Below are 11,795 nucleotides of genomic sequence, written 5' to 3'. Positions count from 1 at the left end.
CTCTCCCCGTCCTTCTCCGCCGCGCCGCCGAAACGCGCAGGCACGCGGCGGAATGCCTTCGGTGCCAATGGAGTTGCCGTTCGTGGCAAGCCGAACCCAACCCTGGGAGTACCCCTCATGCGTGCTGTCGTCGTCAACCACGCCGTGCCCGGACGGCTCGAACTCGACACCGTGCCCGACCCGGTACCCGACCCCGATCAGGTCCTGGTCCGGGTCGCCGCGATCTCGCTGAACTTCGGCGAACTGCCCAAGACCGACGGCGATACCCCCGACGGCACCATCCCCGGCTGGGACGCGGCGGGCGTGGTCGAGCGGGCCGCCGCCTCCGGCCGGGGTCCACGGGTGGGCGAACGGGTGATCACCTTCGACTGGCGCGGCGGCTGGGCCGAACTGCGCTCCGTGCACGTCGACGAACTCGCCACGCTGCCCGACGAGGTGAGCTTCGAACAGGCCGCGACCCTGCCGGTGGCGGCGGTCACCGCGCTGCGGGCGCTGCGCCGGGCCGAGATCGTGCCGGGTACCCGTGTCGGAGTGACCGGCGCGTCCGGCGGGGTGGGCAGTTTCGCGGTGCAACTCGCCCATCTGGCGGGCGCACACGTGACCGCGTTCGTCGGCGGCCCCGAGCGCGGTGCGGGCCTGGCCGAACACGGCGCGGACCGGGTACTCACCGACCCCGCCGAGCTCGACACCCCGTTGGACGTGGTCCTGGACAACGTAGGCGGCCCGCTGCTGACCGCACTGGTGGGTCGACTCGCGCCCGGCGGGCGGGTGATCGCGATCGGCGCCGTGTCCGGCGAGCGGGCGGACTTCTCCTCCTACGACCTGATCGGCCCGCAGACCTCGATCATCGGCTTCCAGCGCGGCGGCGACTCGGCGGCGGATCTGGCGTACGTGGTCCGCCTGGTCGCCGACGGCCTGTTGCACGCCCCCGTCGACTGGCAGGCGGACTGGACCAAGGTCGGCGAGGCCACCGCGCTGCTGCTCGGCCGCCGAGTCCGCGGCAAGGCGGTGCTGACCCTGAGCTGACCCCAACCCCCCGATCGGATCCGGCCGATCGCGGCGCCGATGCCGCTCAGCGATAGCCGGTCTGGTCGGCCGGCAGCCCCGGATCCTGGACCTCGACCAGGTAGCGCCACGCGTCGGGCCGGCTGCCGTCCAGGTCGGTGAAGCCGTACACGCCCGCGAGTTGTCCGCTGGAGAGGGACTGCCCGTTCCAGCGGGCCACTTCGGGGTCGCCGGCCAGCGCCACCACGGCTCGGCCGACGTAGGCGGGGGATTCCGAGATGCCGAAGTGCGGCTGGATCTTCGTGCCCTCGCGCCAGTTGGCCTCGGTCACCCCGTAGTTGTCGAGCATCATCTCCGACCGCAACCACCCGGGAGTCAGCGCGACGGCGGTCGCCCCGCGCGACCCCAGCTCGTGGCCGAGCGCGAAGGCCATCCGCAACACGGACGACTTGGCCAGGTCGTAGAAGAAGGACACGCGATAGTTGTCCCGGTTGTACTCGTCGGTGCCGTCGGTCATCTCCACCACCAGGCCGCCGGGCCGGCGCAACAGCAGGGGCAGCGCGTAGTGGTTGGTGATCGCGTGGGTCTCCACCGCGAGCCGGAGCAGCCGCAGCCCGTCGGCCAGGTCGTGCTCCCACACCGGGGTGTCCCACGCGAACAGCTTCTCGCCGCCCCAGATGTCGTTGACCAGCACGTCCAGCCGACCCTGCTCGGCCTCGATCCGGGCGATCAGCGCCCGTACCCGCTCCGGATCCAGATGGTCCGTGGGCACCGCGACACCGCGACCGCCCGCAGCGGTCACCAGGTCGGCGGTGTCCTCGATGGTCTCCGGACGGTCGTACTCCGAGCGCCGCTCGCGAGTGCTGCGCCCGGTCACGTACACGGTCGCGCCGGCCGCGCCGAGTTCGACCGCGATCCCGCGCCCGGCGCCTCGGGTGGCCCCGGCCACCAGGGCGACCCTGCCCTGGAGCGTGCTCGTCGACATGGTGATTCCTTTCGACATGGCGACTCGTGCGGATCGACTCCGCCCGCCGGCCTTTCCCGCGTGCCCGCGAACGCGTGCGAGTACTCGACCCAAGGGAAACACCTACAGTCGCAAGCCCCTCCGACATGTAGCGTCCGGTCATGCGTTCCGGCATCTGCACGAAATGCGGCCAGGCGAGCGTCGTCCGGCGGGTGGGCGGCCTCCGCGACGGCGCGGTGGACATCGTGGCGTGGGTCGGTTTCGCCACGTGGCGCAAGACCCGCGCGACGCACTACGTGTGCACGGGTTGTGGCTTCTTCGAGGTGTACCTCACCAAACCCGAGACCCTCGCCGCCGTCGCCCGGGCCTGGGAATCCTGCCCGCCCAGGCCGTCCACGCCACCGCGACCACCACACCCGCCCGGCCGGTGAGATGCGATGCGGAGGAGAGAACCGCTTCGGGAGGTCGGTTCACCGGCCGTACCCGGTGAACCGACCGCCGCGTTCGGGGCTGCTCGGGCGCGATGCATTGTCCGAACGCGGCGGCTACACGCGCACCATGAAACAGGGGGCGCCACGTCGCGCGACCCGATGCTTCACCCGGACGGCGGAGTCGGGCGACCGAGTCCACCCGAACGCGTGGCCGCACGCCCCCGGCGCGCCGCGTGGTGCGCACCGGGCCGCGCGTCCGGGGGCCGACCGGGGAGCGGACGAATCGTGGCGGTGACGGCCCGTGGGGTGTAATACCCATGGGGCGGCGCACCCCGGGCCGGACGACTCGCCGGGATCGAGTCCCGACGGTGGTCAGCCCGTCGGCGCCAATCCCGACTCGAGTGGGTTGTCCAGCAGGCGGGCGAAGGCCAACTCGGCCGCGCCGTACAGCGGGGCGTCGTCGCCCAACGCCGCCGTGCGCAGCTTGAGGTGCTCGCGGGTGACCGCCAACGAGGTGCGGTTGAGCCGACTGCGGACCTGTGCGGCGGTGGCCAGGTACACCTCGCGCAGCGTCCCGCCGAACACCACCATCTGCGGATTGAGGATGTTGACCAGGTTGGCCACACCCAGGCCGAGCCAGTCGCCGACCCGGCGCAGACCCTCCTCGGCGTCCTGGTCGCCGCGCGCCGCCGAGTCGGCGAGCCCGCCGATCGCGTGCTTGGCGGTGCCGCGGGTGAGCGCGAACTCGCCGATCTCGGTCTCCCAGCACCCGCGCGAGCCGCACCGACACGGCCGGCCGTCCGGGTTGACCACCATGTGCCCGACCTCGCCCGCGTACCCGTCCCCGCCGGTCACCGGCCGCCCCGCGGACAGGATGCCGCCGCCTATGCACACGTCGCCGTGCAGGTAGATCACGTCGTCACAGCCCACCGCCGCACCCCGGGTGTGCTCGGCGAGCACCCCCAGATCGGCGTCGTTGCCGACCGTGACCACCGTGCCGATCGCCGCCGACAACCGCTCGCCCAGCGGCTCGTCGCGCCAATCCGGAGTCGGTCCCTCGGGGATGGTGCCGTCCGAGCCGCGCACCATCGCGCACACCGCGACGCCGCCGCCCACGCACACCCCGTCGCGCGGCGTGGTCAGCCGCATCTGCGCGACGAACCCGCCGAGCGCGTCGGCCACCTCCTTGGGCGAGAACCCGCTGCCCGGACGTTGCAGTTCACGGCGATCCAGGATCACCCCGCCGAGCCCGACCCGGGCCGCGACCACCCGGTCCACACCGATGGTGAACGCGTACACGTACACCCGCTGCGACTGCGCCCGGACCACCAGCGAGGGCCGGCCCCGCCCGCCGCCCGAGGTGTCCCGCGGGGCCTCCTCGACGATCAGGCCCGCCGCCGCCAGATCGGCGGTCAGCGCGCCGATGGTGCTGCGGTTGAGCCCCATGCCCGCGGTCAACTGGGCCCGCGAGGTGGGGCCGAGCACGTGCACGTGGCGAAGCAGCGCCCCCAGGTTCTGCCTGCGGATGTCCTCCTGGGTGGGCGCTGCGCGCATGGGGCTGCGGACCCTGCCTTTCTCATCCGTGGCGTCGATCGAGGGGGAGGGCGGCGTCACCGCAGCCCGGCGGCTTCGGCCCGCCGCCGCGACAGGGCGTCGACCCCGGCGGCGAGGAGCAGCACGACGCCGGTGACAACGTACTTGACGCCGGCGCTGTACCCCATGAGGCCCATGCCGTTGTCGATCACCGCGACCACCGCCCCGCCGAGCACCGCGTCCAACACCCGTCCCTTGCCGCCGAACAGGCTGGTGCCGCCGATCACCGCGGCGCCCACCGCGTACAACAGCACGTTGCTGCCACCGGTGTTGGAGTCCACCGAGTTGGCCCGCGACGCGGCGACGATGCCGCCGATCGCGGCCATCGTGGAACAGATCACGAACGCCGAGATGCGCACCCGGTCCACGTTGATGCCCGCCCGGCGGGCCGCCTCGCGGTTGCCGCCGACCGCGTACAGGCTCAGCCCGTACGGCGTGCGGCGCAGCACGAACGTGCCCACCAGCAACAGCACCACCAGGACCGGCACCACGATCGGCACGCCGCGCAGCGAGGAGATCACCACGTTGCGGCTGCGCTCCTGGTTGAGCACGTACACCGCGAGGCCGACCAGAACGGCCAGTGTGCCGACCCGGATCCCGGTGATCGCGATCGGTTCGGCGCTCAGGCCGCGCCGCATCCGGTTGCGATTGCGCCGCAGTTGCAGCGCCGCGTATCCGCCCACGGTCGCGGCGGCCAGCAGCCAGCCCACGATCGGCGCGAGGTTGCGGTTGGAGATGGCCAGGATGGTCGAGTCGCGTACCGGCACGTTGGTGCCGCCCTTGACCAGGAGCAGCGACACGCCCTGGAAGGCCAGGAACGCGCCGAGGGTGACCACGAAGGAGGGGATGCCGACCTTGGCCACCAGTACGCCGAGCACCAGGCCGATCACCGAGCCGACGACCAAGGCGGCGAGCACGCCCGCGTACCAGGGCCAGCCGTGTTCGGTCAGCAACACCGCGAGCACCGCGGCACAGACCCCACTGGCGAAGCCCGCGGACAGGTCGATCTCGCCCAGTACCAGGACGAAGATCAATCCCATCGCGATCACGGTGACCGCGGCGCCCTGGGTGAACAGGTTGGCGAAGTTGCCCGCGCTCAGGAACCTCGGGCGCATGATCGCGAAGACCGTGCACAGCACCACCAGGCCGAGCACGGCGGGCATCGCGCCGGTGTCGCCGCCGCGCAGGCGGGCGACGTAGTCCTTGATGTGCGTGACCACCGGCGACGTGGGCGCATCGGACTCGCTCTTCTCGGCGAGAGGCAGGACGCTGCTCGTCATCGGTTCACTCCGTTTCGACCCGCGCCGGGACCGAGTGCCTCGGTCTGCCCCGACGTGATGAGTTCGACGATCTGGGAATGGGTGATCTCACTCGTGCTCACCTGGGCGGCGGTACGGCCCAGGTAGAGCACCGCGATCCGGTCGGCGACCGCGAACACGTCGTTCATGTTGTGCGAGATGAGCACGACGGCCAGGCCGTTGTCGGCCAGCCGGCGGACCAGTTCGAGCACCTGCGCGGTCTGCGAGACGCCGAGCGCGGCGGTCGGTTCGTCCAGGACGACCACCTTGCTGTTCCACAACACCGCCTTGGCGATCGCCACGGTCTGGCGCTGGCCGCCGGAGAGACTGGAGACGCGCTGGCGGATCGAGGAGACGGTGCGTACGGACAGGCCGGCCAGGGTCTCCTCGGCGATCTGCTCCATGCTGTCCTCGTCCAGCACCCAGCCGCGCCGGCGTTCCCGACCGAGGAACATGTTCTGCACGATGTCGAGGTTGTCGCACAGGGCGAGGTCCTGATAGACGATCTCGACGCCGAGCTCGGAGGCGTCGCGGGGGCTGTTCACGGTGACCGGCGCGCCGTCGAAGAAGTACTCGCCGGAGTCGGCGGTGTGGATGCCGCCGATGCACTTGACCAGGGTCGACTTGCCCGCGCCGTTGTCGCCGACGAGCGCGGTCACCTGACCCTCGTACACGGACAGGTCCACGTCGCGCAGCACGTGCACGGCGCCGAAACTCTTGTTGATGCCGCGCAGTTCGAGCACGGGATCGGCCGCGGGCGGCGGGGCGGGGGTGGGGGACAGGGCCACGATGCGGGCTCCTCGCGTCGGGGTGGCGGCAGGGTACGCGCCGGGCCGGAACCGACCCTCGTGGGTGTCGGCTCCGGCTCGACTACGCGGTCCCGGTGGCTAGTTGATGCCGAACTCGGTGCACTTGGCGGCGTACGCTCCGGTGCACAGGGTGTCCTTGGTGACGTAACCGTCGGCGACCACGTCCTTGACGTTCTCCTTGTAGATGGCCAGCGGCTCCAGCAGCACGGACGGCACGTCGCGCTTGCCCTCGGGGTCGCGCACGGTGGCGGGCACGGTCGGCTTCTGGCCCTTGGCCAACGCCACGGCCAGTCCGGAGACCGCGTCGGCCTCCTTCTTGATCGCCTTGTACACCGTCATGCACTGGTCGCCGACCAGGATGTTCTGCAGCGCGGTGGTCTCCGCGTCCTGCCCGGTGACCGGGACCTTGCCGTTGAGCTTCTGCTTCTTGAGGATCGAGATCGCGGCGTTGCCCAGGCCGTCGTTGGCGGCCACCACGCCGGAGATGTTCGGCGACTGGGTGAGCATCTGCTCGAACATGTTGGCGCCCTCGGTGTTGTTCCAGTCCGGGACGGCCTGGTCCGGGCCCTTGACGTACTCGCCGGAGTCGAACTTCGGCTTGAGCACCGCGTCGTAGCCCTGCTTGAGCAGCGTCGCGTTGTTGTCGGTGGCCGAACCGTTGAGCATCGCGACGGTGGGCTTCTGGGCGTTGGCGGCGGACAGGCACTTCTCGATGCCCTGGCCCATCAGCGTGCCGACCTTCACGTTGTCGAAGCTGACGTAGTACTGCGCGCTGCCGCCGAGGGTCAGCCGGTCGTAGTCGATCGTGGCGACGCCCTGCGACTTGGCCTTGTCCAGGACGGCCTTTCCGGTACCGCTGTCCAGGTTGACGATGATCAGCACGGTCGCGCCGTTGGTGATCATCTGGTCGGCGAGGGTCTGGAACTGCGACTTGTCGCCCTGCGCGTTCTGGATGTCGTAGTCGACGCCGGCGGCCTTGAACGCTTCGGTGAGGTACTTGCGGTCGTTGGTCTCCCAGCGGCCCGACGTCTTGCTGTCGGGCAGGATCACGCCGATCTTCGCCTTCTTGCCGCCGCCGTTGGTGGCGCCGGACGAGCCGGTGCCGGAGTCGTCGGAGCAGGCGGAGAGGGTGCCGGCGGCGAGCACGGCACAGGCGGAGACGGACACGAGGAACCTCTTGCGCATGGTGGATCCCTTCGGGCACGCGCCGGTGGGGCCGGCGGGGGGACGTGGAGGCGTCGTCGAGGGGTGGTGCCGGGTGTGGTGGTGCCTGGTGGGGGTGCTGCCTGGCGGGGTGGTGCGGCCGGGTTTGTGTGGCTGGGTGGTGCGGGGGTGCTCGGCCGGGTGGTGCGGGCTGTGCGGCGTGCGGCGTGCGGCGTGCGGCGTGCGTGGTGCGGGGTGCCGTGCGCGACGTGCGATGGGTGGCGGGTGGATGCGGAGGGGGTGCGACAAGCGGGTATCTGCAACAGGTGAAGGCGGTGTTTGCCTAAATGTTGTGGGCGACAACGTAATAGGCCCAACGGGTGTTCGCCAGACCCCGGAACCCCTGAGAAATGCCGGTTTCGGTAACGGTTGGGAAACGTAAGCGAACCAAAAACCAGTTGTTCGTGGGTGATGTCTTCAGAAATCAACATCAAATGGCTCGGTCGGGGGCGAGTGTCTTCGGATCACGAACTCTGGTGGGTGGGGCTGTGGGGCCGATTAAGTTCCAAGCCACAACTTAGGTTGCCCGTTGGGGTGTTGAGGCAGGCCGGGTGGACGGCAAGGAGGGACCCGGCAACCTTTTCGGGGGTCTTGCCTTGGTTGAGCGGTTGCGTTTCGGTGCGGGTGCGGGTGCGGGTGCGGGTGCGGGTGCGTCGGGCGGGAGGCGCGGGTGGGAGCGGGACCGAGCTGCGGGTGCTCGCGCTTCCGACGGGGGCTCTTGTCTCGGTCGGGTGCTCGCGTCGCGGAGCGGTGCTCTGGCTTTGATCGGGTGCTCGTGTTGCGGAGCGGTGCTCTGGCTTTGATCGGGTGCTCGTGTTGCGGAGCGGTGATCCGGCCTTGAACTGGTGCTCGCGTCGCGGAACAGTGCTCTCGTTCCGATCGTGTGCTCCTGTTGTGGAGCGGTGCAGGACGTCAACGACGACGAGTTGATGCGGCAAGCCCGTGCGGGATCATCGGCCCGGCACGCTCGCCGGCGGCGCGAAGGTCGGCAGTACACGGAGGCGCGGCCGTGCCCGTGGGCGGCGGCGGTGGTGGGGTGTGGGAGCCGGCCGTCAGGCGGTGTGTCGGGGCGACGGAAGGCGAGGGTGGGTCAAAGCCGTGTAGCCGTGCGGATCAGCCCGGCGAGGGCGAGGGAGCGGCTGTGCGCGGGCCACGCGATGTGGGTGACGACAGGGGGCGCGTCGGCCAGGGGGACGGCAGTGTGCTCGGCCCATAGCCAGGCGCGGGCGGAGTCGGGGAAGACTGCGACGGTGCGTCCGAGGGCGATGAGCTGGGCGAGTTGCGTCTGGTCGTGGATCTCCGGGCCCGGGCCGGGTGGGTACGTGCCGTCGCGGGACCAGCGGGCGAGTGGAAGATCGGGGATGTCGCCGACGTCGGCCAGGGACAGCGTCTTGCGCGCGGCGAGGGGGTGCCCGGCGGGCAGGATGGCGATCTGCCCCTCGGTCATCAGTTCCTCGTTGTCGAACCCGGTGAGGGAGTTGAACGGCGTGTGCATGAGCGCCACATCGGCGCGGCCATCACGCAACATCTCGCCCTGCTCACAGGTGCCGCTCGGCAGCACCTCGATTTCGGTGGCGTCGGGCTCGGCCGCGAAGGCGTCGAGGAGCTTGTGCAGCAGCTCGTGAGACGCGCCGGCCTTCACCGCCAGCACCAGACGGTGGCGGGGGCCGCCCGGATCGTCGGCGCCACCCGCGCGGCGGGTGCGGCGGGCGGCAGCGGTGGTCGCGTCGAGGGCCGCGCGGCCCTCGTGCAGCAGCGTCTCTCCGGCGACGGTCAGGGCGACGCCGCGGCGGTTGCGTTTCAGCAGGGAGACGCCGAGGCGCCGCTCGAGTTGTTGGATTGCCCGGGACAACGGTGGCTGGGCCATGCCGAGGCGCTCGGCGGCGCGGCCGAAGTGCAGTTCCTCGGCGACGGCGATGAAGTACCTCAGGTCGCGGGTCTCCAAGGTGTCCATGGCCGCAGCCTACCTCGGTGATACCTACCGGGTATGACAGGGCGTTCCATCGGTATTGGATGCACCCCTTGTCCACGAGCGAGCATCGACGGCATGAGCGAAACCGTGAACACCCCCTCCGCCTCACCGCCCGGCGGCACCTGGACCTTGGGTGATCTGACCGTCACCCGCTTCGGCTACGGCGCCATGCAACTCACCGGCCCAGGAGTCATGGGCCCGCCCGCCGACCGCGACGGTGCCCTCGCCGTCCTGTGTGAGGCCGCCGACCTCGGGATCAGCCATATCGACACCGCCGGAGCGTACGGACCACACATCACCAACCGGCTGATCCGTGAAGCGCTGCATCCCTATCCCGAATCGCTGCACATCGTGACCAAGGTCGGCGCGGTCCGCGATCAGCACGGCGGCTGGCCTCCTGCCCGACAGCCCGAGGACCTGCGCCGCGCCGTCCGCGAGAACCTCGAGGACCTCGGCCTCGATGCGCTCGACGTGGTGAATCTCCGACTCGGCGACGCCCAAGGCCCCCGGCCCGGCTCGCTCGCCGAGCCCTTCGAGGCCCTCGTCGAACTCCGGCAACAGGGCCTGATCCGACACCTCGGAGTGAGCAACGCGACGCCGGAACAGGTCGCCGAGGCACAGGCGATCGCGCCGATCGTGTGCGTACAGAACATGTACAACCTCGCCTACCGTCAGGACGACGAACTGATCGACGAACTCGCCGACAAGGGCATCGCCTACGTGCCCTTCTTCCCGCTCGGCGGCTTCACCCCGCTGCAGTCCACGGCGCTTTCTGCCGTGGCCACCCGGCTGACTGCGACACCGATGTCGGTCGCCCTGGCCTGGCTGCTGCGGCGGTCGCCGAACATCCTGCTCATCCCCGGCACTTCGTCGATAGCGCACCTGCGCGAGAACGTCGCCGGCGCACGACTCCCGCTCTCCGACGAGGACCTCGCCGAGCTGGACAACATCGGCCACTAGTGCCGCGCCCGGCCCGGCTCCAGCAGACCAGGGGCAGCGGCGGCGCGATGCGGATCCCGTCGTTGGTGACCGACAGGTGTGTTCACCTACGCCGCAGCGCGGTGGCGCCGCCGGAGACGGCTCCACCGCGCCAGAGCTGCGGTTCCGCGTGAGGGACGCGCTCTACTCGTCGGGCTGTGGTGACGGTCGAGGTCCGGTTTTCGGCGGTCCCACAGGAACGCGACGACTCCAGCCCCGTGGCCGCAGGACAGGCCGGCCTGCCCGCTCCGATCACCCGTCCGGGCTCCCGGGCGAGATCGGCGTCCCGATCACCGCAACCCGCGGCGCCGCCATGCGCCGGCAACTCCTCGAACCATCCGCCCCGTTGTCGCAGACGCTCTCGGCCACCACGACAAGACCACCAGTTGCTCCCATGGCGGGAGACCTGCGGAACGTGGAGTCGATACGCCGCAGGTGTCCACCTACCGTCACCGTCCGGCCGGAATCCCCGACAGGTCAGCGACAGTTGAAGCTCAGGTCGTGTCCCGGTTCGGCTGCGGGTAGCCGATCTCCGCGATGTCCTCGGCCAGGTCGGCGAGGGTGACCTCCGAATTCAGTGATGACACGACCTTGTGGCTCAGGGGTCGCAAGGCATAAACGTCGTACACCGCCTCGAGATCCACGGGTACCTCGTAGTAGTCCTCGGCGAAGCGCCGGAAGGCTTCCGGCGATCGGTCGACCAAGAGCTCGAACAGGGCCGTTGCCCCGTCAGCGTCGGTACGACCGGCAGGGAAGTCGATCGTGCCGTGTTGCCACCGATCGTCCGCCGTCCCCCGCCACAGACAAGCCGTCACGACCGGCACGTTGTCCTCGTCGGTGAACGCCGGCTCCTCGACAAAGGGTCTGAAGGAATCCGGGACATCGTCGATCACTCCCGGCCAGGGCTCGCCATCGTTGCCATACGGGCTCATCGGCGCTTCGTGGTCGAAGCCGCGGACGTAGGCCCCGGCCGGCGAGAACACGATGGAGTACTCGTCCCCCGACCCATTGCGCATCGAGGCCATCTCTTCCCCCTCGGCCCAACGGGCGTTGAAGGAGTAGTACCGGTCCTCCCATGCCGGGCTCAGGATCGCATCGAGCATCGCCAGCGATCGGCACAGGTCCCGCAGGTCGGCGATGGTGGGGAGCCGGCGAGCTACCTCGTAGACGGTCACGTGCTCATGCAACCGGATGCCCCTGACACTCGGATCCCCCGGCAGGAGCCTCGCGGTCAGTAGTGATGCGGGAGCCAGGCAGGTCAACTGGTGACGGTTGGAGATGAGAGCTCACCGGGATCAAACCCCTGCTCTCGAATCTTCCGCTCTCGCCTGGATCGGTGCTCGTGGCTCGGAGCGGTGCTCTCGCCTACATCAGATGCAGACCCTCGGAGCGGTGCTCTCGCCTTGATCAGGTGCTCGCGTCGCGGAGCGGTGCTCTCGTTTCGGTTGCGCGCTCTCGAGTCCGGAATGCTCGGCTCGGGCGTGTGGTCGTGTTTCGGCCGGGTGCTCGCGCCCCTGAGCGGTGCTCTCTTCCGTCGGCGAC

The 11,795-nt window shown here is 70.2% G+C and carries 10 protein-coding genes; 3 read left to right on the top strand and 7 right to left on the bottom strand.

Translation table 11 applies throughout. The features are described from left to right. The first annotated feature begins 117 nt into the window (after positions 1-117). Complete coding sequence (locus tag OG948_RS45560; protein WP_331770896.1) at positions 118-1,026, top strand: zinc-binding dehydrogenase; 909 nt, start codon at positions 118-120, stop codon at positions 1,024-1,026. A gap of 46 nt (positions 1,027-1,072) precedes the next feature. Here OG948_RS45560 and OG948_RS45555 read toward each other — a convergent pair whose 3' ends face one another. After that, the gene (locus OG948_RS45555; RefSeq protein ID WP_331770895.1) at positions 1,073-1,990 is read right to left on the bottom strand and encodes an SDR family oxidoreductase; all 918 of its coding nucleotides are present in this window, start codon (positions 1,988-1,990) and stop codon (positions 1,073-1,075) included. A gap of 140 nt (positions 1,991-2,130) precedes the next feature. On the opposite strand from OG948_RS45555, the gene OG948_RS45550 reads away from it, so the two are divergent. Further along, complete coding sequence (locus OG948_RS45550; RefSeq protein ID WP_331770894.1) at positions 2,131-2,400, top strand: hypothetical protein; 270 nt, start codon at positions 2,131-2,133, stop codon at positions 2,398-2,400. A 372-nt stretch (positions 2,401-2,772) separates the two neighbouring features. Here the strand turns inward: OG948_RS45550 and OG948_RS45545 are convergent, their stop codons facing one another. The 5 genes from OG948_RS45545 to OG948_RS45525 form a co-directional block, all read right to left on the bottom strand. Then, positions 2,773-3,954 (bottom strand): ROK family protein, encoded by a 1,182-nt coding sequence (locus OG948_RS45545; protein WP_331770893.1) that lies wholly within the window; start codon positions 3,952-3,954, stop codon positions 2,773-2,775. 56 nt (positions 3,955-4,010) lie between these two features. Beyond that, positions 4,011-5,273, bottom strand: coding sequence for an ABC transporter permease subunit (locus tag OG948_RS45540; RefSeq protein ID WP_331770892.1), 1,263 nt, complete (start codon positions 5,271-5,273; stop codon positions 4,011-4,013). Next, a complete protein-coding gene (locus OG948_RS45535; RefSeq protein WP_331773518.1) occupies positions 5,270-6,073 on the bottom strand; it encodes an ATP-binding cassette domain-containing protein in 804 nt (267 codons plus the stop codon). The genes OG948_RS45540 and OG948_RS45535 overlap by 4 nt, the downstream gene beginning before the upstream one ends. Positions 6,074-6,178: 105 nt before the next feature. Further along, the gene (locus OG948_RS45530) at positions 6,179-7,285 is read right to left on the bottom strand and encodes a substrate-binding domain-containing protein (protein WP_331770891.1); all 1,107 of its coding nucleotides are present in this window, start codon (positions 7,283-7,285) and stop codon (positions 6,179-6,181) included. Between the two features lie 1,108 nt (positions 7,286-8,393). Beyond that, on the bottom strand, positions 8,394-9,257 hold the full coding sequence (locus tag OG948_RS45525; RefSeq protein ID WP_331770890.1) for a LysR family transcriptional regulator: 864 nt from the start codon (positions 9,255-9,257) through the stop codon (positions 8,394-8,396). 93 nt (positions 9,258-9,350) lie between these two features. Between OG948_RS45525 and OG948_RS45520 the strand changes: the two genes are divergently transcribed. Continuing rightward, entirely contained in the window at positions 9,351-10,235 is an 885-nt protein-coding gene (locus OG948_RS45520) for an aldo/keto reductase family oxidoreductase (protein ID WP_406300629.1), read from the top strand. Positions 10,236-10,747: 512 nt separating this feature from the next. Here the strand turns inward: OG948_RS45520 and OG948_RS45515 are convergent. After that, positions 10,748-11,428: a hypothetical protein gene (locus tag OG948_RS45515; protein WP_331770889.1), complete on the bottom strand. Its 681-nt coding sequence runs from the start codon at positions 11,426-11,428 to the stop codon at positions 10,748-10,750. Positions 11,429-11,795 lie beyond the last annotated feature (367 nt).

The sequence above is a fragment of the Embleya sp. NBC_00888 genome, from assembly GCF_045207655.1.
Lineage (GTDB): Bacteria > Actinomycetota > Actinomycetes > Streptomycetales > Streptomycetaceae > Embleya.
The sequence above is the reverse complement of the archived record's forward strand: the minus strand, read 5'-3'. Positions and strand labels throughout refer to the sequence as shown.